Origin of the sequence: Acinetobacter sp. AYS6, assembly GCF_025630795.1 — a bacterium.
GTDB lineage: Bacteria > Pseudomonadota > Gammaproteobacteria > Pseudomonadales > Moraxellaceae > Acinetobacter.
This window is the reverse complement of record NZ_JAOTNV010000006.1, coordinates 181,859-205,081: the sequence shown is the minus strand read 5'-3', so window position 1 is coordinate 205,081 and position 23,223 is coordinate 181,859. Positions and strand designations below refer to the sequence as shown.

At 37.5% G+C, this 23,223-nt stretch carries 21 protein-coding genes; 7 read left to right on the top strand and 14 right to left on the bottom strand.

Going from position 1 to position 23,223, the window contains the following annotated elements:
• Positions 1-18 precede the first annotated feature (18 nt).
• Positions 19-1,797, bottom strand: a complete 1,779-nt coding sequence (locus tag OD757_RS09280; RefSeq protein ID WP_263031663.1) for an ABC transporter substrate-binding protein — start codon at positions 1,795-1,797, stop codon at positions 19-21.
• A gap of 780 nt (positions 1,798-2,577) precedes the next feature.
• Here OD757_RS09280 and OD757_RS09275 point away from each other — a divergent pair.
• The 5 genes from OD757_RS09275 (at position 2,578) to OD757_RS09255 (ending at position 7,863) form a co-directional block, all read left to right on the top strand.
• Positions 2,578-5,247, top strand: a complete 2,670-nt coding sequence (locus OD757_RS09275) for a TonB-dependent receptor (RefSeq protein ID WP_263031662.1) — start codon at positions 2,578-2,580, stop codon at positions 5,245-5,247.
• 108 nt (positions 5,248-5,355) lie between these two features.
• Positions 5,356-6,069 carry an energy transducer TonB gene (locus OD757_RS09270; protein ID WP_005304763.1) on the top strand — a complete coding sequence of 238 codons (714 nt, stop codon included), beginning with the start codon at positions 5,356-5,358 and terminating at the stop codon, positions 6,067-6,069.
• A gap of 41 nt (positions 6,070-6,110) precedes the next feature.
• Positions 6,111-6,992 (top strand): MotA/TolQ/ExbB proton channel family protein, encoded by an 882-nt coding sequence (locus tag OD757_RS09265; RefSeq protein WP_262770912.1) that lies wholly within the window; start codon positions 6,111-6,113, stop codon positions 6,990-6,992.
• 15 nt (positions 6,993-7,007) lie between these two features.
• The gene (locus OD757_RS09260; protein WP_263031661.1) at positions 7,008-7,430 is read left to right on the top strand and encodes an ExbD/TolR family protein; all 423 of its coding nucleotides are present in this window, start codon (positions 7,008-7,010) and stop codon (positions 7,428-7,430) included.
• 19 nt (positions 7,431-7,449) lie between these two features.
• Positions 7,450-7,863 carry an ExbD/TolR family protein gene (locus OD757_RS09255; protein WP_263031660.1) on the top strand — a complete coding sequence of 138 codons (414 nt, stop codon included), beginning with the start codon at positions 7,450-7,452 and terminating at the stop codon, positions 7,861-7,863.
• Positions 7,864-7,932: 69 nt separating this feature from the next.
• Here OD757_RS09255 and OD757_RS09250 read toward each other — a convergent pair whose 3' ends face one another.
• The 3 genes from OD757_RS09250 to OD757_RS09240 all read right to left on the bottom strand — a co-directional run bounded on the left by OD757_RS09250 (position 7,933) and on the right by OD757_RS09240 (position 12,707).
• Positions 7,933-10,098, bottom strand: coding sequence for a malate synthase G (locus tag OD757_RS09250; protein ID WP_263031659.1), 2,166 nt, complete (start codon positions 10,096-10,098; stop codon positions 7,933-7,935).
• Between the two features lie 366 nt (positions 10,099-10,464).
• On the bottom strand, positions 10,465-11,607 hold the full coding sequence (gene zapE / locus OD757_RS09245; RefSeq protein WP_009387105.1) for a cell division protein ZapE: 1,143 nt from the start codon (positions 11,605-11,607) through the stop codon (positions 10,465-10,467).
• A gap of 77 nt (positions 11,608-11,684) precedes the next feature.
• A complete protein-coding gene (locus OD757_RS09240; protein WP_263031658.1) occupies positions 11,685-12,707 on the bottom strand; it encodes an AraC family transcriptional regulator in 1,023 nt (340 codons plus the stop codon).
• A gap of 160 nt (positions 12,708-12,867) precedes the next feature.
• On the opposite strand from OD757_RS09240, the gene OD757_RS09235 reads away from it, so the two are divergent.
• A complete protein-coding gene (locus OD757_RS09235; protein ID WP_263031657.1) occupies positions 12,868-14,376 on the top strand; it encodes a flavin-containing monooxygenase in 1,509 nt (502 codons plus the stop codon).
• A gap of 48 nt (positions 14,377-14,424) precedes the next feature.
• A complete protein-coding gene (locus OD757_RS09230; RefSeq protein WP_263031656.1) occupies positions 14,425-15,336 on the top strand; it encodes a lysine exporter LysO family protein in 912 nt (303 codons plus the stop codon).
• Here OD757_RS09230 and pyrF read toward each other — a convergent pair.
• The 10 genes from pyrF to OD757_RS09180 all read right to left on the bottom strand — a co-directional run bounded on the left by pyrF (position 15,333) and on the right by OD757_RS09180 (position 23,043).
• Positions 15,333-16,031, bottom strand: a complete 699-nt coding sequence (pyrF, locus tag OD757_RS09225) for an orotidine-5'-phosphate decarboxylase (RefSeq protein ID WP_016138293.1) — start codon at positions 16,029-16,031, stop codon at positions 15,333-15,335. The genes OD757_RS09230 and pyrF overlap by 4 nt on opposite strands.
• 185 nt (positions 16,032-16,216) lie before the next feature.
• Positions 16,217-16,582, bottom strand: a complete 366-nt coding sequence (locus OD757_RS09220) for a lipopolysaccharide assembly protein LapA domain-containing protein (RefSeq protein WP_009387088.1) — start codon at positions 16,580-16,582, stop codon at positions 16,217-16,219.
• Positions 16,583-16,607: 25 nt separating this feature from the next.
• Positions 16,608-16,910, bottom strand: a complete 303-nt coding sequence (locus OD757_RS09215) for an integration host factor subunit beta (protein ID WP_003651488.1) — start codon at positions 16,908-16,910, stop codon at positions 16,608-16,610.
• Positions 16,911-17,066: 156 nt separating this feature from the next.
• Positions 17,067-18,740 (bottom strand): 30S ribosomal protein S1, encoded by a 1,674-nt coding sequence (gene rpsA, locus OD757_RS09210; protein WP_009387126.1) that lies wholly within the window; start codon positions 18,738-18,740, stop codon positions 17,067-17,069.
• A 111-nt stretch (positions 18,741-18,851) separates the two neighbouring features.
• A complete protein-coding gene (gene cmk, locus OD757_RS09205; RefSeq protein WP_009387179.1) occupies positions 18,852-19,532 on the bottom strand; it encodes a (d)CMP kinase in 681 nt (226 codons plus the stop codon).
• A gap of 10 nt (positions 19,533-19,542) precedes the next feature.
• A complete protein-coding gene (locus tag OD757_RS09200; protein ID WP_263031655.1) occupies positions 19,543-19,983 on the bottom strand; it encodes an SRPBCC family protein in 441 nt (146 codons plus the stop codon).
• A 70-nt stretch (positions 19,984-20,053) separates the two neighbouring features.
• Complete coding sequence (tadA, locus tag OD757_RS09195) at positions 20,054-20,557, bottom strand: tRNA adenosine(34) deaminase TadA (protein ID WP_009387138.1); 504 nt, start codon at positions 20,555-20,557, stop codon at positions 20,054-20,056.
• Positions 20,558-20,562: 5 nt separating this feature from the next.
• Positions 20,563-21,687 (bottom strand): enoyl-CoA hydratase/isomerase family protein, encoded by a 1,125-nt coding sequence (locus tag OD757_RS09190; RefSeq protein ID WP_081399972.1) that lies wholly within the window; start codon positions 21,685-21,687, stop codon positions 20,563-20,565.
• A complete protein-coding gene (gene ung / locus OD757_RS09185; RefSeq protein WP_009387114.1) occupies positions 21,684-22,397 on the bottom strand; it encodes a uracil-DNA glycosylase in 714 nt (237 codons plus the stop codon). Before ung ends, OD757_RS09190 begins: the two co-directional genes overlap by 4 nt.
• Positions 22,398-22,446: 49 nt before the next feature.
• A complete protein-coding gene (locus OD757_RS09180) occupies positions 22,447-23,043 on the bottom strand; it encodes a 6-pyruvoyl trahydropterin synthase family protein (RefSeq protein WP_009387142.1) in 597 nt (198 codons plus the stop codon).
• Positions 23,044-23,223: the final 180 nt, after the last annotated feature.

Genomic DNA, 23,223 nt, shown 5'->3' with positions numbered 1-23,223 from the left:
ATTTATCTTTATCTAAAATTATTTTTTAACAGGGGTAATATCAAGATATTGCCAGTTTGTATTCATCATTGGATGGGGTTTAAACCCTTGAACTTGTGGTCGTATCAACCAATTACGAATTCGAGTTACATGAATAATCCATGGATTATCAGCTTCAATCTGGCGGTTAAGTTTTTCGTAATATGGTAGACGTTGTTGCGGTGGTAAATGAGTGGCTTGATTATAAAGAGCATCATAAGTTTTAGACTGGTAACACGCATGGTTTCCCTGACCCGCGTTTGGACCATACAGTAATTGCGCAAAATTATCTCCTTCAGGGTAGTCAGCAATCCATGCCCCGCTCCACATCATATATTTACATTGAGTTGCGGCTTTCAAGTTATCTGCAAAATTACTTACTTTAAAATCAGCACGGATGCCTATTGCATCCAGATTTTTTTTCCAGAGTTCTGAATGAATAACTGATGCTGAGCTATTTTCAGTATTAATTTTTAAAACTAAAGGTTTGCCGTTTGGCAATTTTCGGTAGCCATCAGGCCCTTTTTTATAACCATAATAATCAAGTAATTTATTTGCCAATAAGGGATTGTACCCTACGCTACTTCTGTACTTGGGGTTATATCCATTTACGCCTTCTGGTATGAACATTTCTGCTCTAACAGCTTGGCCTTTATAAGCCTGTCGTATACTTTCTTTTTGATCATAAGACAAAGTAATGGCTCTACGAAGAGCAATCTTTTCTGGACTAAAACCACCAATGACTGGATCACGCATGTTCATCATCGTATAGGTCATTTCAGGTTCTTTATTAGGAAAATGCTTAATTCCTTTTTTTTGAAAAGACGCTTTAAGTTGACCTCTATCCAAAGCTTGAGGAACAGCATCGGCTGTAAGTCTATCAAAATCCAGTTGGCCAGACTGGAAAGCTAACCATCGTGACTGTTGTTCTTCAATAATACTAACTACAACCTTACCAATTTGGGGCATCTTCTTACCGCTCATTTCTTTAATAAGCTGGTTATCCCAAGGTGTTCCTGTTGATTTGAAATTCCAGATAAAACCCCGATAATCAGGATTGGCAACTAATTCGACCTTACTTCTTGGTACATATTTACTTAACATGTAAGGTCCAGTACCAACCGGATGCATACCGATACCATCACCGTAGTAATCAACAACCTCTTTGGCAACACCACCAAAAGTAATATAGGCAAGAATATAAGGGAAATTAAAGTCTTGGCGAGTTAAGGTAAATTGTAGAGTATATCGGTCAAGTGCTTTGATCCCAGCAATTGGAGTAGCATAATTAAACTTTCCAGTTTTCTTTGCTTGAGCTACAACTGCATCAGCTCCGACTAATTTGCCATTAAGAAAAGAAACTGCCGGTGCTCTATTTTTAGGGTCCAAAATACGTTTAATTGTATAAACATAATCTTCAGCCACCAGTTCACGGCGTTTACCTTTAAAGGCAGGGTCATCGGTGAAATAAATACCCGGCTTAATTTTAAATGTATAAACTTTACCATCTTGGTCTACCTTAGGCAGGCTTTCAGCCGTATAAGGAGCTAACTGTACTGGACTTGCTAAATAATCATATTTCAGCAAAGGTTCAAAAATTGTTTCTGCAATACTAGCACTATAAAAATTGTTGGTTTTAACCATGTCAAAACCATCATCTGGGGCTTCATAGGCAACATGCAATATTTTGTTTGGTTGTGCAGGCGTTTGGGCGAAAGCACAAGAAACTGATGTAATAGCCAGACTTAAAATGGCGAGCTTAAAAATTTTTAATTTCAAGTTCCTACCTACTTAACTAATTTTTTAAAGATATTATCCTTTTGAGTAACATCTAAATCCGAATAAGAAAAGTTCTTTCTCAATCGACTACTTTCTTCTTTGTAAATTATTAACCTTTCTATTCAATCTTTTATTTGATCGAATGGAAAACATCATACTGAAATTAGAAAGCTGTAACTATCTAATATAAAGCGAATTTCATGCCATATTTTATGATCAAGAATAATTCATATAGAAATATTTAAAATTTACATTTTAATTAGGCACTTAAAACTTCTGGGACTATATAAATAAAAGTAAGTTTTTGCCAAATATTATATTTATATAACTTATCCATGATTAGCCTATAATGCACAATTAAAAGTCATGAATGTTTCATTCTAGTTCATAATTTTTTTATAGAGTAAGCAAATAACATTAGCTCAAATCAATAATTTATATCAAAAAAATATAATTTAAAAGAAATGTTACATTATACAATTACATTTCAAAAAGTTCTAAAAAGATACAAAAGTAAAAAACCAATACATGAACAATCCAATAATGATTATTTTTTATACAAATAATTTTGGAACTTTTAGCCAACATAAAAAAAATTACCAAATGGAAAATTTTTTCACTGGATAGAAAACCCTAAAACCTCCTCATAAACATAATAAAATCAATATATATCAATATTTTGCATAAACTAAAAAAAGAAAAATATATAGTTGGCACTTGCTTTGCTTAAAGACTTTTCAGCAATATCGCTAACTACAACAAAAAGGGATCAAATCCACGATGAAAAAAAAATACAATGTTCGATCTCAGGTAACCCCCAAGATTGGCAAAACAATTCTTAAATTAAGCACCCTTAGTTTAAGCATGATGTGTCTTACCATGGCACAAGCAGCAGAAACAGAACAATCAAACAATGATGATAAACCCGTCAAAGTTGTAAAAGTTGCTGTGACAGGCTCTTCAATCAAGGGAGTTGCAGCTCAAAGTGCTTCACCAATTACTATCGTAAAAGTTGACGAAATTTTAAAACAAGGGGTAACTACAACTGAAGAAGCTTTAGCCAAAATTAGTGCAAACCAATCTAATTTTGTTACTGCCAGTAACGTGGGTGCAAGTAAAACAGCTGGTTCAGCGGCAAACTTGAGAGCCTTAGGTGCCAATAAAACACTTGTTTTACTTAATGGTCGTCGATTAGCTGCAAATGCATATGACAGTGGCGTCACAAACTTAAATATTATTCCACTCGCAATGTTAGACCGAATCGAGGTTTTACGAGATGGCGCCTCTTCCATTTATGGAACAGATGCAATTGGCGGGGTAATTAACTTTATTACCAAAAAGCAATTTACTGGACTTAACCTGACCGCTGGTTATCAAAAACCAGAACAAAAAGGCGGTGAACAGCAAGACTACAGCATCTTTGGTGGCTTCGGTGATTTAGACGAAAATGGCTATAACGTTTTTGGTGTTGTGGACTATCGCAAAGGTGATGATGTCATGGCCAAAGACCGTAAAGTTAGTCGGCGTGGAGGGATATTACCCGAATTAGGTGTTAATAGAACCAGTAGTGGTTCATTCCCTGCCAATGTCCCAGGTTTAGGTAACCCTTACGCATCCACTGGTTGTGGTAATAACCCTCTTAATAGTATCGATGATGGAACTTGTCGATATAACAGTCAAGCTGTGATTGGAATTGTTCCAAAAACAGAAGACATCTCAGCTATGGGCCGAGCTACATTTAAACTAAATGATAATTTTAACGCGATTGCAGAATATTTATATGCAAGAAGTGAAGTCACTACTTCAGTTGCACCAGATGTATTTTTTGATCTGACGCTTGACTCTAGTAGTAAATATTATCCAGGAAATGGCATAACTCCAGCTTTAGAAGGCGCGAAGGGAACTATCCCTCTATATCTGCGTTCACAATCGGGTAATCGTATAAGTAACAGTATTAACCAATCACATAGATTGTTTGCTGGTATTGAGGGTGAAACTCATGGTTGGGATATTAATTCAGGCGTTACCTATGCGCATAGTAGTGCATCGGATGCTATCGTAAGTGGCTATTTGAACTTTGATAAAACACAAGAAGCTTTAAATAATGGTATTTTAAATCCATTCGGACCACAAAACCCTGAAGATGCTAATGTATGGAATGAGTTAGGAGTTGAAGGTAAATACTTAAAAGCCAACCTAGATACAACTACCGTTGATTTCACTGCAAGCCGACCTATATTTAAATTACCAGCTGGAGACGTTGGTTTTGCGGTTGGAGCAAGCTATCGTTATGAAGATTGGACTTCAAAAGTCGTTACTGATGTTGCCCGAGTGGCGCCTAGTACAGGTGTCGATCCTGATGAACCAGTAAATACTGGCGATCGTAATATTAAATCGGTATTTACCGAATTTCATATCCCACTTCTTAAAACTTTAGAAGCTCAAATTGCTGCTCGTTATGATGACTACAATGATTTTGGTGATACGTTTAATCCAAAATTTGCACTTCGTTGGGAACCTATTAAACAGTTAATGTTCCGTACAACTTATAGTACAGGTTTCAGAGCTCCAACACTTTGGGAGGTTAATGGTCCAAATTCGATAACTAATACAGGTGCATCATATGATGATCCAGTACTTTGCACAGGTGGCGAAGTACAATCAGGAGGAAAAAAAGAACGCGATTGTAATATGCAATTCGACAGACAAAATGGAGGGAATAAAACTCTAGATCCAGAAGAGTCAAAGTCTTTTACTGCAGGTTTAGTGTTTGAACCAATTAAAAATTTAGCCTTCACTCTTGATTACTTCAATATTGAAGTCGACAAGCAAATTGCTACACTTTCGGAAACTGCTATTTTTAATGACCCTGTGAAATATGCAGACAAATTTGTACGTAATCCTGATGGCTCATTAGATTATATTATTACAACACAACAAAATTTAGGTGGAATTAAAACTTCTGGTTTCGACGTCGGCTTGAGTTGGGTTTCTCCAATGACTGCTACAGGTCGATTCGGTTTCAACATTGATGGTACATATATAACAGACTACAAATACCAAGCCGAGCCAGATGGAGAATGGATAGGTGTTGCTGGGTCATATAGCGGCTTAGACTATCAATCTATTATTCTGCGTTGGAAACATACTGCAAACCTAAATTGGAATTATGAAAACTGGGCTTTAAATCTGCAACAAAACTTCTCTCGTGGGTACCAAGATCAAAACTCTAATGACCAAAACCATAGAGTCAGCGACTATACAACATACAACATTTCAGGCACTTATAAAGGCTTTAAAAATCTAGAAGTGACCGCTGGTATTAAAAATATTTTTGATGAAGACCCTCCTGCTTCTAATGTAATTGATAACTTTCAAATGGGATATGACCCACGTTACGCAGATCCTTTAGGGCGTACGTACTTTGTACGAGGTACATATAAGTTCTAAATGGTTGTTCTGCAAACATGACTTTAAACATCGTGTTTGCAGACCGAATACTCACCCTTAGTCAAACATTAATTTAAGAATTGTTTGTCTCAAGTTTCAGGAGTAACTATGGGCATGACTTTTACAGACATAGAAAATAAATCTGCAAAGCGCCTTATTGGTATTGCCGCAGTACTTTTTCTGCATCTTATTGTTGCCTATATTCTGATGTCAGGTTTAGCAAACAATATTCAAAAACCAGCAGAAAAACCTGTGGAATTACAAATTATTCAAGATATTAAGCCACCTCCTCCCCCTAAACCAGAGGAGCCAAAACCTAAAGAAAAACCGCCTGAGCCACCTAAAATGGTAGAAAAAGTTGCCAAAGTTCCTGAGCCGCCTAAACAAGTAGAGAAAGTAGCGACACCGGTACAAAAAACGACACCAGTAGCTCAACCAACTAAAGTTGCTACTCCAGCTCCTGCTGCACCTAGCACCCCATCACCAAGCCCTGTTGCCGCACCAGCTCCAGTGGCAGCTGCCCCAGCTCCTAAACCAGCTGGCGTAACTCGCGGTGTTTCAGAAGGTTCTGCTGGATGTGAAAAACCGGAATATCCTCGTGAAGCACTGATGAATGAAGAACAAGGTACGGTGCGTATACGTGTTTTGGTTGATACTTCAGGCAAAGTCATTGATGCCAAAGTAAAAAAATCAAGTGGCAGCAAAACTTTAGATAAAGCAGCAACTAAAGCTTACAGCTTATGTACATTCAAACCAGCAATGAAAGATGGCGTGCCTCAGCAAGACTGGTATGAAATTGAATATCCATTCGTAATTGAATAAACAATTGAATTAGTAAGAAATTAAAAAATATTGGAGATAATATGATGAAAAAATCAACTCAACCGCTAGTACGTTTCGCTTCTGCAAGTTTAATCGCAGCTTGCTCATTACTTCCATTAAACTCGGTTTTTGCAGAAGAAACGAGTAATACTCCTGTGGCAACCGCAACTACTGAAGCGACTTCAAATGCAAATACTCCAACTCCACCACCGAAACCAGCAACAAGCGAAACTGTTAAAAACCCTTATGGTCTAGAAGCGCTTTGGCGTGAAGGAGACTTAGTCGCTAAATCTACCTTATTTATATTAGTACTGATGTCTATTGGCACGTGGTACATCATTATTTCAAAATTCTTACAACAAGCTAAAGTAAAAAGACAAGGTAAAGAGGCAGAGAAAAGTTTTTGGGAAGCAACTTCACTAGATAATGCAGCTGATAATTTAGAACAAAGTAGCGCATATCGCTTCATTGCAGAAAAAGGCATTAACTCAACTAAATCGCACGGCGGCTCTTTACTTGAGCGAATCGATTTTAATACATGGGTGAGCATATCAATTCAACGCGCAATTGAAAAAATACAAAATCATTTAGGTGGTGGTTTAGCTTTCTTAGCAACAGTTGGATCAACGGCACCCTTTGTTGGTCTTTTTGGTACGGTTTGGGGAATTTATCACGCATTAACTGCCATCGGAATTTCAGGTCAGGCATCTATTGATAAAGTTGCTGGTCCTGTCGGTGAAGCTCTAATTATGACAGCTATTGGTCTTGCAGTCGCAGTACCCGCTGTACTTGGTTACAACTGGCTGACTCGCCGTAATAAAGCCGTTATGGAAAATGTTCGTTCGTTTGGTTCAGATTTACACGCAGTTTTATTAAGCGGAGAAATTAGTACCAATAATTCGGTTAACCGCAGCATTAAATAACGAGGAGCAAACGTTATGGGTATGAGTGTGGGTTCTGAAGATGACGATGAAATGATTGGCGCAATTAATACGACGCCTCTAGTTGATGTCATGTTGGTTTTACTTATTATTTTCTTAATTACGATTCCGGTAGTTACACATACGGTTCCAGTGAAACTACCGGAAGAAAAAAATACGCCATATGCCACCACACCTGAAAATATTCAACTTTCCGTGAACAAGAAAGGAGATATTTTCTGGAATGAAAGCTATGTGCCTAATAAAGAAATATTGCTATTAAAGCTTCAAGCAGTTGCACAAAAAAGGCCTCAGCCAGAAGTTCATATTCGTGGAGACCAGCTTACTCATTTTGAGGCGATAGATCAGGTCATTAGTACGACCAAACAAGCTGGTATTGGCAAAATTGCATTTGTTACTACCCCACCAGCCTCCCAGTAATTATTTTAAGGAGAATTTTATGGGTATGAATGTCGGTTCAAATAATGATGACGATGTGATGTTAGAAGTTAACATGACGCCTCTTATTGATGTCATGTTGGTACTTATTATTATGTTCATTATTACCATCCCTGCACCAAACAATGCGATTAATATTAATTTGCCAAACGGCACACCGCCTCCAACAAATGAAAAGCCACCTGAAGTGATTGATGTAAGAATTGATGCAGCAGGTAAAGTGTTTTGGAATAACCAGCAAGTTACTGACCGCACAGCACTAGAGACTTTATTTCAAGGTGTGGTGGCCAAAAAAGATCAAGACCAGATCAAACTTAAACCAGATCAAATGGCTGAATATAAAAATGTAGCGATGGTCATGGCTACGGCGCAGCGTTTAGGTGTCACCAAAATTGGAATTGTGAGTAATAATTAAGTCATACATTTAATTTATTCTTTCAAATAAAAAAGCCTCCGAAGAGGCTTTTTTTATGACAGGTTAAAATTAGTCACCTGTATAACCTTTTAACTTTAAACGAGCAGCATGAAGTAACGGCTCAGTATAACCAGAAGGCTGTTCACAACCTTTAAAGATCAGGTCAGAAGCCGCTTGGAAAGCAATGTTGGTTTCAAAGTTAGCTGCCATTGGTTTGTACAATGGATCATTCGCGTTTTGTTCATCAACAATTTTTGCCATGCGTTTAAGCACTTCTTCAACTTGTTCACGAGTCACAATACCGTGACGTAACCAGTTTGCAACGTGTTGAGAAGAAATACGTAATGTTGCACGGTCTTCCATTAAGCCCACATTGTTAATGTCAGGAACTTTCGAACACCCCACGCCTAAGTCAACCCAACGAACAACGTAACCTAAAATACCTTGGCAGTTATTTTCAAGCTCATTGTTGATTTCTTCTGCTGACCAGTTTGTTTCTGGTGCAAACGGAGGAGTCAACAAGTCATCTAATGACAACATTTCTTCAGCTTTCAACTGATCTTGACGTGCTTTAACATTCACTTGATGGTAATGCATCGCATGAAGCACTGCACCTGCCGGAGATGGAACCCAAGCACATGAAGCACCCGCATTTGGATGTGCAGCTTTAGTTGCTAACATATCTTTCATGCTATCTGGTTTTGGCCACATGCCTTTACCAATTTGTGCTTTACCTTGTAAACCACATTTTAAACCAATTGCAACGTTACGGTTTTCGTAAGCAGCAATCCATTTTTGTGTTTTTACAGCTTCTTTACGCACAACTGGCGCAGCTTCCATTGACGTATGAATCTCATCGCCAGTACGGTCCATAAAGCCAGTATTAATAAAGATCGTACGGTCTTTAGCAGCAGCAATACAGTTTTTCAAGTTTACAGATGTACGGCGCTCTTCATCCATAATACCGATTTTTAACGATTTAGGTGGTAAACCAATTGCTTGTTCAGCACGTTCAAATAACTCTACAGCAAACGCAACTTCTTCTGGACCATGCATTTTTGGTTTAACAATATACATAGAACCTTTACGAGAGTTCTTGTTTTCGTTTTCACTACGAATGTCCGCAACTGACAACAATGGCGTTACCAATGCATCCATAATACCTTCGAAAATCTCTTCACCATCTACCAAAATAGCTGGGTTAGTCATTAAGTGACCTACGTTACGAAGTAACATAAGTGAACGACCATGAAGTTTCGTTGTACCACCAATTAAGTTTTTAATTTCGCGATCTTTATTTAAATCACGAACAATTGTTTTACCATTTTTCTCGATAGATTCTTGAAGCGTACCTTTCATTAAACCTAACCAGTTACGGTAACCTTCAACTTTTTCTTCAGCATCTACTGCCGCAACAGAATCTTCTAAATCCTGGATAGTAGTTACAGCCGCTTCGAATGTTAAGTCTTTAACACCCGCTAAATCAGTTTGACCAATTGGGCTAGATGCATCAATTTCGATAATGACATGAAGGCCATTACTTAAAAGAACAACTTCTGTAGGGTTCGCTTCTTCACCGTTGAAACCAACGAACTGAGCTTCATGAGCTAAACCTGTTTTTGAACCATCTTTCAAAGTCACAACAAGTTTGTTTTGCTCAATCGCATATTTTGTCGCATCTGCATGTGAACCTTGTGCAAGTGGGAAAACTTCATTTAAGAAGTTTTTAGCGAACTCAATCACTTTTGCACCACGTACAGGATTATATCCTTTGCCTTTTTCAGCTCCGCCTTCTTCAGAAATTACATCAAAACCGTAAAGTGCATCATATAAAGAGCCCCAACGCGCATTTGCTGCATTTAAGCTATAACGTGCATTACGTACAGGTACAACTAACTGTGGACCTGCTAATAATGCGATTTCTTCATCAACGTTTTCAGTTGTAATTTGAAAATCTTCAACTTCTGGCAATAAATAACCAATTTCAGTTAAGAACGCCTTATAAGCACCTAATTCAAATTTATTGTTGCGGTGCCACTCATCAATTTTTGCTTGTAATTCATCACGCTTAGCCAATAATGCTTTATTTTTTGGGCTAAGATCGACAACAACTTGCTCAAAGTTCTTCCAGTAAGTTTCACTATCTAAACCAGAACCTGGTAAAGCTTCATTTTCGATAAAATCGTAAAGTTCTTTAGCAATCGCTAACTTGCCTTTTTGAATACGTGCAGTCATTGTCTTTCCTGAAGTTGCTACTTTTTATACCAAGAGAATCCTAGTATACCGATTTAAATTAAGCTGAATACTAATATCACATTCCTAAATAGTAAGCATTTTCCCTTGTAAAACTATTGACAAAGATAAATTTTTCTATATAGAAAATATTAAAATTCTAACTAGGATTCCCAACAATTTATTCAATATTTAAAGATACTGAAACTAGACTTTTTGTTAACAGACAAAAAATTCCACTATCTTATTTTTCTAAAGCGTATTTAGTTATATCAAACTTTACAGTGTGAAAAAGCACTATTTAACTAAATTTATCAATTTTTGTTGTAAAAAAAGCGCCCTATTTAGAGCGCTTTTCATATCTATTTTTTATGCGTTTTTAGTATCATCAATATGACGATGTTCAGAATGTAAATATTCATCAGATTGCATTTCTAACAAACGTGAACGAGTACGCTCAATTTCAAACGCTAACTTTTCACCTTGATAAATATCAATAATACTATCTTGAGAAGTTAACAGTAATTTTACTCCACGATCATAAAATTCATCGACTAAATAAATAAAACGACGTGTACCTTCAGATAAGAAATCTGTTAAATGAGGAACATTACTCACCAGAACCGTATTATAGATATTCGCAATTTCAATAAAATCTGCTGGGCTACGTGGTTTAAAGCACAGTTCAGAAAATTCACACCACAACACATCTTCTGTATGGCCTAGCGTCTCAACAATACGATTATTGATTACAATTGGCTCTTGAGAATGAGTTTGTGTATGAGTTAGTGCGTTAAAACGTTCTGACATCCAGTTTTGAACTTCATTACTTAATGGCGATTTAAATAATTGAGCTTGTTTTAATACACGTAAACGATAGTCCACACCTGCATCTACATTTAAAACAGTGCAGTTCTTTTTAACCATTTCAATTGTTGGTAAAAAGCGATCACGATGAATACCGTTTTTATATAGACCGTCTGGTGCGATATTGGATGTTGCAATTAATGTCACACCACGAACAAACAATTTTTGGAATAAATCACTGAGAATCATTGCATCAGTTACATTTGATACAAAGAACTCATCAAAACAAATAACGACTGCATCTTTATAAATTTGGTCAGCCACAATTTCAAGTGGATTGCGTTGGCCTGAAAGCTTATTTAGCTCTTTATGAACATGTTGCATGAAATGATGAAAATGCATACGTGTTTTACGGCGAAACGGCACTGACTCATAAAATTGATCCATGAGCCAAGTTTTTCCACGACCTACTCCACCCCACATATAAACACCTTTAGGTGAGGTTTGGCGGCGAAAACGACGGAAAGCTTTTTTAGAGGCTTTATAACGGTTTAAAAGTTCTTTCCATACACGATCTAATTCTTGCACTGCCTGTGCTTGCGCTTCATCTGCCATAAACTGGCCTGAAGCTAAAGCCTCAGCATAGCGTTCTGCTGGGGAAGAAGGTGAGAATGCAGTACTATGAGAAGATTTTAAATTTAACATATCGTTTTATTTCAATTTTAACTGATAGGAGTATAGCGAACATTTTGTTCAACCACATTAGCTTTTAGCATCAAGAATTACGACGATGACTCTTTGCCATATTGTCGAGGACTCTGCCCAAACCATCGTTTAAATGCATGATTAAATGCCGCTGGTTCAGAATAACCGAGCAATTCAGCAATAACTTCTATTGAGTATTCCCTATATTCCATAAGCTTTAATGCCTTATTCTTGATAATTTGTTCACGAATTTGCTTATAACTCGTATTTAACTGTTGCAGTTGATGCCTTAATGTCCTTTCAGGCATTTTCAATGCAAAAGCAGTTTCCGCCATGCTCGGGATAATTCCTTGTTGCAACTCAAGATAATCTTGCACACATTGTATGATATGTGGAGTTTGATGATCTTGTTGATTTAATCTTGTTATTTCTGTAATACATTTTGATTCATAAATACGATGTGTAATGATATCCGCAGAAGGGATTTTGATTTCAAGTACATCCTTACTTAGGCTAAATGCTGCATATTTACCATTAAAGTGCACATCCTCACCATAGTATGCGAAATAGCGAGATAAAATATCTGAGTCCGTTGGTTTTTCAAATGGAAGTTCTATACGCATAGTGGGCATTTCTAATCCCATCATTGTATAAATATCTTGAATAAATTTATAAGTTCCTGAAACTTCACATTGTGCCCGCAACTGTCCAACTTGGGTTTTCAAATCAACAGGCAAATAATTTAAGATGGTGCGCTCATCCGTTTCACAAAGCCCTAAAGCACCAAATAAATGAGTAAGCCTTTGATATTTTATCCCTTTACTTAATGCAGTTTGAACATCATTACTTGTTACAAGCAACATCAGCAAGGGTCCGTAACCAGCTAGAGCATAATGCTGGCCAATAAATAAGCCCTTCTCAGGTTCAACATTTTCACTAATAATTTGTTGAATATCCCATTCTAGACGATCATGAATTGTGGAACTCGGATCTAAAGCATCAACCTTGATTCCAATACCAGCCAAACGTGAGTCGACATCAATGCCAGCATTGCGCATTCCTTGAATTAAATACATTAAACCAAGTATCGACCGTTTCATTCTTCTATCAATTTCCCTAGACTCAAATGTTTTACTATAAAGAAGAAAGAAAATTAATTGCCGAATCTATCAATTTTCACGTCGATCCAATCATGTTTAAACTGATTAAAAAACGTTAGTCTTCCATGCAATCCTCTTTTCAGCTTATGCAGGGTTTCCAATGCTAAACACAAAGCAAGATGCTATTCAAAAAAATAAAATCGCTATTATTGGTGCTGGATTTGGTGGTCTAGCAATGGCTATCCGTTTACTCCAAAATCAACAGCAAGACTTTGTTATTTTAGAAAAATCAAACGACGTCGGTGGAACTTGGCGCGAAAATCGCTACCCTGGTGCGGCATGTGATGTTCAATCTCATATGTATTCCCTCTCTTTTGCACCCAAAACTGACTGGTCAAAACGTTACGCTGAAGCACCAGAGATTTTTGAATATATTCAAGATATTACAAAAAAATATAAGATTAAAAATTACTGTAAGTTTAACCATGAGGTAACCCATGTCCAATATGATGAAATGCGTCATGTGTGGACTCTAGATTTTAAAAATCAACCTTCGCTCGAAGCTCAATTTGTAGTTTTTGCATCAGGCCCTTTGCATATCCCGCAAATACCTCATATTCAGGGCATCGAAAAATTCAAAGGAAAAGTTTTTCACTCTTCACAGTGGGAACATGACTACAACTTAAATGGTAAATCAGTCGCATCGATTGGTACGGGTGGTAGTGCAATTCAATATATTCCAGAAATAGCTAGAGATGTTAAGCAGCTCTATGTATTCCAAAGAACCGCAGCATGGGTAATCCCTCGAGATGAGCGCAAATACTCAAATTTGAGTAAAGCATTGTTCAAATCTTCTAATATTTATCGCCAAATTCATCGTAGTCGTCTTTATTGGAGTAATGAGTCGCGCGTTGTACCCATTGTTCAACCCCAAATTATGAAATATGGCCAGAAGTTGGCAGAAGCGTTCATTCGCTTCCAAGTAAAAGATAAAGAGTTAGCTAAGAAACTCACACCAGACTTTGTGATGGGATGTAAACGGATTCTTATTTCAAATAAATACTTCCCTACATTTAATCGTAAAAATGTTGAGTTAGTGACGGATGGCATCCAAGAGATTAAAGAAAACAGTATTATTACTAAAGATGGAAAAGAACGGCCTATTGATTGTTTAATTTACGGTACAGGTTTTATTACTGACCCACGTATTTACTTGAAACATTTCACTTGTATTGGACGTAATCAAATCGAGTTAAAACAGGCATGGAAAAATGGTGCAGAAAGTTATTATGGCATTATGACTAAAAACTTTCCGAATCTATTCCAATTAGTCGGTCCTAATACAGTATTAGGTCATAATTCGGTTATTTTTATGATTGAATCTCAAGTAAATTACATTTTACAACTTATTCAACTCGTAGAAAAATCTGGGCAAAAAGCGATTGAGATCAAACCAGAAGTTCAAGATGCATTTAACGAGCGGGTTCAAACCCAGCTTCAAGGGACTGTATGGCAAGCTGGAGGCTGTAATAGCTGGTATCAATCTGCCGATGGAAAAAACTTTTCGCTATGGCCAACTTATACATGGAAGTACTGGTTAGAAACACGCAAAGTTAATTCTAAAGATTACTTACTCTTAAATAAAAGCTCACAGAGCTATGCAGCTTAAAATGTTCCAGACATAATAGGTGGGTTAAAACAATCCACCTATTATTATATGCAATCTTTTTATCTCATCATTCAAATTTTTTTAGCACTTACTTCCGGCTATTTTTTAGCGCCCAAACTATCTTTAAATATCCAAAAGTTTATATTTAAAATACTGCCCTATTTTTCTTATATTCTCTTGGCAAGTGTCGCTTTAGAGTTAACACTCGCACTGGACCAAATTGAGAATCCTTCTGCCATACTTCCACCAGCTATTATTATTGCACTTACTACATCTTTTGGTTCTTTTTTTACCTGTTTATTGGCTTATACAATTTTTGATAAACAAAGTGTGAAAGGCAAAATCTCACTTCAACTCTTTGTAAATGCTTTAAAGAATATTGCAAAGGCTTTTTTTGCCTTAGGCGTCGGTGTTCTATTAGGAGCTATTACCACTCAATTCAATTCACATATCTCATTTAATAGTTGGTATTTATTATTACTGTTTATTTTCTTAATTGGTATTGAACTTGCCTTCACTCATTTCAACCGTACGTGGCTAAGCTGGAAGATTTTAATTGTACCTTTGGCTGCATTTATCGGCTCATGTATCGCAGGCTTCATCAACTACTTTTTGCTTAACAAGCATTTTGCATTGAATGAAACATTAGCATTAGCCCAAGGTTATGGCTGGTATTCAATGTCAGGTATCTTGTTTACACAATTACACTCGGCAGAACTAGGTGGCATTGCATTATTAACTGATTTATTTAGAGAGATCGTTGCTATATTTTTAATGTATACCATGGGATGGCGCTTTCCACGTCCTGCCATCTCAAGTGCTGGCGCAACCTCAATGGATGTTACATTAGCCATGGTAAAACAGTCATGTGGTACACATTATGTACCACATGCCATGATGAGTGGCTTATTATTAAGCCTACTCGCTCCGCTATTAATTAGCTTATTCCTAAATTTTTAAGCAATTGAAGCAAGAATAGACTTCAACATTTCTGTTGGATTTTCTGCTTTAGTAATCGGTCGACCAATGACCAAGTGCGTAGAACCATCAAGCATAGCTTGCTTCGGAGTCACAATACGTTTTTGGTCGTCCGCATTTGAACCTTCCGGACGAATACCAGGGGTTACTAAAGAGAAGTCTTGTCCAATCAACTCACGAAGAATTTTAGCTTCTTGTGCAGAACAAACCACACCATCTAAGCCACTTTCTTTAGTAAGTTTAGCTAAGCGTTTTACATGCTCTACTGGCTCAACATCTAAACCAATATCTTTTAAATCTTCACGTCCCATTGAAGTTAATACAGTAACCGCAATTAATTGAGTTTGATAGTTACCTGCTTTTAAACGCTCTACACAAGTTTCCATCATTTTACGACCACCGGAAGCATGGACGTTGACCATCCACACTCCTAAATCAGCAGCTGCACAAACAGCCTGAGCGGTAGTATTTGGGATATCATGAAATTTAAGATCAAGAAAAACTTCAAAATTTTGTTCCTGAAGTTTTTTTACAACAGATGGACCTTCATGAGTAAAAAGCTCTTTACCCACTTTTACACGACATAAAGTAGGATCAAGTTGTTCAACAATTTTTAAAGCGTCATATTGGCTTTTTGCATCTAACGCAACAATGATACTCAAGAGACTTTCTTCCATCACATAAAAACAGCATCATTATAATAGACAAATTATCAAGGAATAAAGGAATGTATAAGGAAGGCTTTCAAATTTAGAGATATTAATGCAACGGACACTTATTTTTAGAACAATAAAAAGAAGAAAATGCGAATAAATTGAGAAATATACTACTCTTTACTCGTGAATAAAGAGTAGTGTTCGAATTATAACGGAGTAGAATTTTTATCTTGGGGATAAACATCTAAAACGGTTTTTTCATGTCTTACATTTGCAGCGGCTTCTGCTGCTGCCAATTGAGCACTTTGAATCTGTTCTTTTCTCAAATGGTCAATATCTTTACGAAGACGTTTAATTTCCCAGCTTTTTTGAAACACTCTGAAAACTTGTACACCTAACAAAAGACCGACCACCGTTCCAAGTACTAATGTGAGTAGTAATAATAAGCCTAAACGCATAGCTGGAACTTGGGTAAATAACAAATCAACAGAAAGCTCTGTTGGATTTTGCAATACTAGTGCTAAAGAATAACCAAACACAACAATAAGCAATGCAATTAAAAGATAACGCATAGGCACCCCGCTTATAAATTTTTATTTATTTACCGGATTCATTGACTGCATCACGCAGCGCTTTACCCGGTTTGAAATGTGGAACAGCTTTGGCTGCCACTTCTACTGATCTTCCTGTTTTAGGATTGCGACCAACTCTTGGATCACGGTGGTGTAAAGCAAAGCTACCAAAACCACGGATTTCAATTCGATTATCAGTTGATAGTGCTTCTATCATTTGATCAATCATAATTTTAACCGCTTCTTCCACCAAAGGTTCAGCTAAGTGTGGGTTTTTTAGCGCAATGCGTTCAATCAAATCAGACTTATTAAGAGCTTCAGTAGTCATCTACGACCTCGTTATTTATTGCTACTCTATGTCGTCTGATAATAACCTGTTTAAATACAAAACGGTAGCGCAGTATGTTGAATACTACGCTACCGTTTACAGTAATTTGTATAAAAAGTACAATTCCGTTACATGAAACCGTACTTTGTTAACTTATTACTTCATTTGTGCTTTGATCAAGTCACCAATAGTCTTAGGACCATTTTCTTGACTTGTTGTTGCTGTACGCAAGCTAGCAACTGCTTCTTTCTCTTCAGCTTCGTCTTTTGCTTTAACAGACAAGTTGATAGAGCGAGATTTACGGTCAACGTTGATGATTTTCGCTTCAACTTCTTGACCAACTTCTAAGAATTTAGTTGCATCTTCAACGCGGTCACGGTTGATTTCAGAAGCTTTAAGAGTAGCTTCTACTTCGTCAGCTAACTTAACAGTTGCGCCACGAGCATCAACTGCAGTTACAGTACCTTTAACTAAAGCACCGCGTTCGTTAGCAGCTAAGAAATCATTGAACGGATCGCTGTTCAATTGCTTGATACCAAGGCTGATACGGTTACCTTCAGCGTCTACAGACAAGATAACAGCTTCAACAGTGTCACCTTTCTTGTAACGACGGATAGCTTCTTCGCCTTGCTCGTTCCAAGAAATATCAGACAAGTGTACTAAACCGTCGATACCGCCATTTAAGCCGATGAAGATACCAAAATCAGTGATAGACTTGATAGTACCAGATACTTTTTCGCCTTTCTCATGAGCTTTAGCAAACTCTTCCCATGGGTTAGCACGAGTTTGTTTGATACCAAGACTGATACGACGACGTTCTTCGTCAACTTCAAGAACCATAACATCAACTTCATCACCAATCTGAACAACTTTAGATGGGTGGATGTTTTTGTTAGTGTGGTCCATTTCAGAAACGTGAACTAAACCTTCAACACCTTCAGCGATTTCAGCGAAACAACCGTAGTCAGTTAAGTTAGTTACACGAGCTTTAACGATAGAACCTTTAGGGTAACGGCTCATGATCGCTAACCATGGATCTTCGCCTAATTGTTTAAGGCCTAAAGATACGCGGTTACGCTCACGGTCAAATTTAAGTACTTTAACAGTAACTTCTTGACCAACTTCAACAACTTCTGAAGGGTGCTTGATACGTTTCCAAGCCATATCTGTGATATGGAGAAGACCATCAATACCGCCAAGATCAACGAATGCGCCGTAATCAGTAAGGTTCTTGATTGTACCTGTAACTGTTTGACCTTCTTCAAGTTGAGCAAGTAATGCTTCACGGTCAGCAGAAGATTCAGCTTCCATAACAGCACGACGAGATACAACAACGTTATTACGTTTAGCATCAAGTTTGATTACTTTAAACTCTAACTCTTTACCTTCAAGGTGAGTAGTGTCACGGATAGGACGAGTGTCAACTAATGAACCTGGTAAGAATGCACGAACAGGACCGATGTCAACAGTGAAACCGCCTTTAACTTTACCAGAGATAACACCAGTAACGATTTCGCCATCTTCAAAGATTTTTTCAAGTTTAGTCCAAGTTTCAGCACGCTTAGCTTTTTCACGTGATAAAACTGTTTGACCCATACCGTTGTCAAGAGCTTCAACAACTACGTCAACAGTATCACCAACCTGAACTTCAAGTTCACGTTGTTCATTTAAAAATTCAGCACGGTCAACAATGCCTTCAGACTTTAGGCCAGTGTCAACAGTTACCCAGTCGCTATCGATGTTTACAACAACACCTTGGATGACTGCACCCTTTTCAACGTTGAGGTTTAATTCACTTTCTTCAAAGAGGGCTGCAAAAGATTCGGTCATGATATACCTGATAAATTCCGCGGTCTTGGATCAGACAAGGCCGGTTTAGTTAAGTATCAACATAGTCTTTATAGACTGATCAAGCTATGCGTCAACTGATAATTCTATTTGCTAAATGGTACGGCTATTTACATACTCAACCATCAACTTAAATACCTGATCGATCGTTAATTCCGAACTATCAATAATGTAAGCATCATCGGCTGGCTTGAGCGGAGCAACTTCTCGCTCCATATCTCTTTTGTCACGCGCCTGTATATTAGCTAAAATGTCGTTTATTTTAGCATCTAGGCCCATACCCTGCAACTGTTTTACTCTTCGCTCCGCACGCGACTCAGCGGAAGCTGTCAGATAAATCTTCGCATTGGCTTCTGGAAAAATAGCAGTTGCCATGTCACGACCATCTGCAACCAAACCAGGATCTTGTGCAAAGGCTCTTTGGCGCTCAAATAATGCCTGTCTAAGTTCTGGAATTGCCGCAACTTTCGATGCATATTCACCAACCCGCTCTGTACGAATTGTTTGAGATACATCTTCGCCATCTAGAAAAACCAAGATCCCTGCTGTGGAAGTTTCAAATTTAATATCTAGGTGACGTGCATATTGAATACATTCATCAAGCTGACTGTCTAATTTCTCTAATAAATCGTGTTTATGTAATGACAACCCCAATAAACGATATAAGGCACCCGAATCGAGTAAATGATATTGATAATGTGCTGCAAGTTTTGCTGCCAATGTTCCTTTACCCGAACCACTCGGACCATCAATAGTAATAATTTGAACTGTCATTGAACTCTCACTAAGAAGCAATTGCTTTAGCTAATCTCGAAAAGCCTAGTGTAATGGCTAGTTTTAGCTGTGCAAGGATTAATTTACTTACCACTGGAGCTTTTGCCGTTAACTCGATGCGGTATGTAACTAAAGTTATATATGGGGTAATTTCAGAAAACTCGATTCGACCTAAATGATGTTTAATCAAAGGATTGTCTATTAGTTTATATTCAATGCTTTTATTTTCTTCAAGCAATGTAATTTCTTCTTTAAGTGGCTTGATTGGACCAAATCCCATACGACGAACGGAGCCTAAACCATCAGGTCTTTTAGAATCTGCTGAGTCTTTCACACGTATCACTTGTAAAGGTGCAAAAGCAGTATTGTAAGTTGCATGTTTAGAGAGCAAGTTAAATACATCACCAATAGGAGCATTAAATTCTTTTTTTACGGTAATTACATTACGCATTGAATAGTCCTTATTACATAGAATCATGGCATTAAAACCGCGTTAGTTTGCCATAAGAGCATGTTATTTTTTAATCATTTAAGGACGTTTTTTGTTGTTTTTCTTGTTTCTTTTGCTCGCGTCTTTGTTTAAAAAAATGACTGAGTTGTTGAGCACATTTTTCTTGCAAACAACCTTGTTGAAAGGTAAATCTGTGATTGTAATAACCATGTTGTAGTAACTGACGAGCACTTACCAATGAACCTGCTTTAGGCTCTGTAGTACCAAAAACCACATGTTTGATTCTCGCATGGACTAATGCGCCTACACACATAGTGCATGGCTCAAGAGTGACATATAAAGTCGCATCTTCGGGTAATCGATAATTTTCTAATGATAAGCATGCTGCGCGAATAGCTTGAATTTCTGCATGTGCAGTTGGATCTAACAAACTAATTGGAGCATTATAGCCTGATCCAATCACTTGATTTTGGCTTACCACAACTGCTCCAACAGGGATCTCACCCTGCTGAGCGGCTAATTCAGCTTGCTCGTAAGCAAGCTGCATCCAATATTCATCACTATATTCAGTCATGTATTTTAGATGATTACGCCGTGTTGTCTAAGTAACGCATTCCAGCTATCTATTGAAGTAACTGGCGGACAATCAGCCAATATACCTCTTAGACTTAAGTCTTCACACGGTTTCCATTCTGGTGATAAATCTTTATCAACCAAGCGTGCACGAACTCCTTCTACAAAGTCAGGGTGACGAATTTTCCATTCAGAAATTTGAGCTTCTAGATCAAAAACCTCATCCCAAGAATGTATTTGTTTACCCCATTGCCACAGCAACCAAGTGATTGCAGCAGTACTAGGAGATCCCTTTTGCAAGTTCTCACTGGCTTGGCGAAGCCAATCACTGCTTGCATCACGCAAGCTCACAATAGCTTGATAATCTTGTTCAAAGTTAAAACCACGGCAAACGCTATGAATCACATCTAGTGAATTTTGTAATGGGCCGGCCGCAACAGGACGATGCAAACTATTTAAAGTATCGTCAATGGCACGGAAATCCCCTGCAGGATAATGAGCCCAATTAATATTTAAAACTTTTTGCAAAACATTATCACGCTGTGCTTCACAAATATGTGTTGCCCAACCAATGCTATATGCGCCAGCGGCTGTCATGATTGAACCAGTTAAACCAGTAAACAACCCTATTGGGCCACGATCTGCTAAGAAACGGCTCGCCCCCACATCTGGATATAAACCAATATTAATCTCAGGCATTGCCAAACGAGAATATGGGGTTACTAGACGAAATGGTGCTGCCATAAACAAGCCCAAACCACCACCCATAACGTAGCCTTCTCCCCAAACAACCACGGGTTTAGCATAATTATGTAGGAGTAAGTCTAAAGCGTATTCTTGCTGAAAAAACTTATTCGCAGTGTCTACTTCTTGATTTATAACAAGTTGACGCAACTTTCTAACGTCACCGCCTGCACAAAAAGCTTTTGGTGTAGTTGAATCCAACCAAATTGCTTTAACGCTCTCATCATCACGAAAATCTTCAAATACACGTAATAATGCCGTTACGATCGACTCATCTAAAGCATGTAATGATTTAGGACGATTCAGACGTACTATACGCCAGCCGTTCTTTGCTTCTTCAACCACCAAGTCCGGGTGATAGTTATTTACATTGGGAGAGTTCATCATGCGTCCAATTGCCAGTCTATGGGCTCAATGCCATGTTGTTTCAAATATTGATTTGTTTTTGAAAACACTTTGCATCCAAAGAAACCACCTCTGTTTGCAGCAAGAGGCGAAGGATGTGCGGCGGTTAAAACCAAGTGTTTGTCTCTATTTATACGTTGTCCTTTGCGCTGTGCATAAGCACCCCACAAAATAAATACTATATGTTCTCTTTGCTCATTCAGAACATCAATGACTTCATCAGTAAATGCTTCCCAACCTTGCTTTTGATGTGAAGTCGGCTGCCCAGCTTCAACGGTAAGTACACTGTTGAGTAAAAGCACACCTTGTTTAGCCCATTTCGTCAAATCGCCATGGCGAGGAGCAGGAATTCCCAAATCTGTATGTAATTCATGGAAAATATTACGTAAAGATGGAGGTAATGGGATACCTTTTTGAACAGAGAAACTTAATCCATTCGCTTGATTCGGCCCATGATATGGATCTTGTCCCAGAATAACGACCTTCACATTAGCCAATGGCGTTATATTTAGAGCACTAAAGATTTGCTTACTCGGTGGATAAATTATTTTTTGTGCTTGTTTCTCTTGAAATAAGAAATCGCGCAAATTATCCATTTGAGGACTTAATAAAAACGGCGCTAAAGATATTTTCCAGCTTTCTTCTAATTGAACTTTACTGAGTTTATCTTGCTGTTGCTCAGTTAATTGCATTAATGTCATCCTAGATCAATTTTCAATTCTACAAATAGAGTAATTCGATTTACACTTCGACTTGCAAATCAACTTGAGGGTTATTAAATTTCATCCCTTTTTTCAAGTCTTCATACATTTGCGGATTTGACCACTCTATCTGAATTTGTTCTGAAAAAACAATTCCATCAAGGCTTAAAATACCCATTTGTTCGTTTTGAATATCTTCAATAAAGCTTTGAGCATATCCAGTATCGGTCTCATGAACAATAACTGAATAAACCTCAACATCACCTTCCCCATTTTGAGTGATGGTTGATTGCAAAACTTGCTGTGCTAGATAAAAGAAAATACGAGAGAACTGTTCAGCCGATGGTGAAACAGGTAAAGAAATCCAGCGAGCACTGAAAGTCTGACAAGCATCAATATATTGAGAATCATCTTTTTCCCAAAAACAGATTGCATGATCAAAGCTATCAAAAAGTTCTTTTATTACTCCTTTTAAAAGCCCAAAATCATAAACCATTTGCCCATGATCTAATTTCGAAGCTTTAAGCAATAATTCGACTTTATAGCTATGTCCATGAATTGATCGCTTACAACGATCCGATGTACAGTTACGTACAACATGTGCATTTTCAAACTTAAATAACTTACGAATTAACATGTGCCAAATCGATCATTCCTTCTAGGAACATTATTATAAAGCAAAAGACAAAAACTTCGCACCACTTTTCAATTAGAAACAATTAGCGAAAAGTATGATAAGACTTGTGAAGAAATATTGAAGATAAACATATGGAAAATTTATATTTGTTCTATTATGCCCATTAGAAAAACTCATAAC

What these genes read in the sequence shown, in the direction of transcription:
- ung (WP_009387114.1), bottom strand. Translation starts at nt 22,397, where the DNA reads ATGCAATTAACTGAGCAACAGCAAGATAAACTCAGTAAAGTTCAATTA.
- cmk (WP_009387179.1), bottom strand. Translation starts at nt 19,532, where the DNA reads ATGACAGTTCAAATTATTACTATTGATGGTCCGAGTGGTTCGGGTAAA.
- OD757_RS09275 (WP_263031662.1), top strand. Translation starts at nt 2,578, where the DNA reads ATGAAAAAAAAATACAATGTTCGATCTCAGGTAACCCCCAAGATTGGC.
- zapE (WP_009387105.1), bottom strand. Translation starts at nt 11,607, where the DNA reads ATGTTAAATTTAAAATCTTCTCATAGTACTGCATTCTCACCTTCTTCC.
- OD757_RS09235 (WP_263031657.1), top strand. Translation starts at nt 12,868, where the DNA reads ATGCTAAACACAAAGCAAGATGCTATTCAAAAAAATAAAATCGCTATT.
- OD757_RS09265 (WP_262770912.1), top strand. Translation starts at nt 6,111, where the DNA reads ATGATGAAAAAATCAACTCAACCGCTAGTACGTTTCGCTTCTGCAAGT.
- rpsA (WP_009387126.1), bottom strand. Translation starts at nt 18,740, where the DNA reads ATGACCGAATCTTTTGCAGCCCTCTTTGAAGAAAGTGAATTAAACCTC.
- pyrF (WP_016138293.1), bottom strand. Translation starts at nt 16,031, where the DNA reads ATGGAAGAAAGTCTCTTGAGTATCATTGTTGCGTTAGATGCAAAAAGC.
- OD757_RS09215 (WP_003651488.1), bottom strand. Translation starts at nt 16,910, where the DNA reads ATGACTACTGAAGCTCTTAATAAGTCTGATTTGATTGAACGCATTGCG.
- OD757_RS09220 (WP_009387088.1), bottom strand. Translation starts at nt 16,582, where the DNA reads ATGCGTTATCTTTTAATTGCATTGCTTATTGTTGTGTTTGGTTATTCT.
- tadA (WP_009387138.1), bottom strand. Translation starts at nt 20,557, where the DNA reads ATGACTGAATATAGTGATGAATATTGGATGCAGCTTGCTTACGAGCAA.
- OD757_RS09240 (WP_263031658.1), bottom strand. Translation starts at nt 12,707, where the DNA reads ATGAAACGGTCGATACTTGGTTTAATGTATTTAATTCAAGGAATGCGC.
- OD757_RS09200 (WP_263031655.1), bottom strand. Translation starts at nt 19,983, where the DNA reads ATGCGTAATGTAATTACCGTAAAAAAAGAATTTAATGCTCCTATTGGT.
- OD757_RS09190 (WP_081399972.1), bottom strand. Translation starts at nt 21,687, where the DNA reads ATGATGAACTCTCCCAATGTAAATAACTATCACCCGGACTTGGTGGTT.
- OD757_RS09180 (WP_009387142.1), bottom strand. Translation starts at nt 23,043, where the DNA reads ATGTTAATTCGTAAGTTATTTAAGTTTGAAAATGCACATGTTGTACGT.
- OD757_RS09270 (WP_005304763.1), top strand. Translation starts at nt 5,356, where the DNA reads ATGGGCATGACTTTTACAGACATAGAAAATAAATCTGCAAAGCGCCTT.
- OD757_RS09250 (WP_263031659.1), bottom strand. Translation starts at nt 10,098, where the DNA reads ATGACTGCACGTATTCAAAAAGGCAAGTTAGCGATTGCTAAAGAACTT.
- OD757_RS09260 (WP_263031661.1), top strand. Translation starts at nt 7,008, where the DNA reads ATGGGTATGAGTGTGGGTTCTGAAGATGACGATGAAATGATTGGCGCA.
- OD757_RS09230 (WP_263031656.1), top strand. Translation starts at nt 14,425, where the DNA reads ATGCAATCTTTTTATCTCATCATTCAAATTTTTTTAGCACTTACTTCC.
- OD757_RS09255 (WP_263031660.1), top strand. Translation starts at nt 7,450, where the DNA reads ATGGGTATGAATGTCGGTTCAAATAATGATGACGATGTGATGTTAGAA.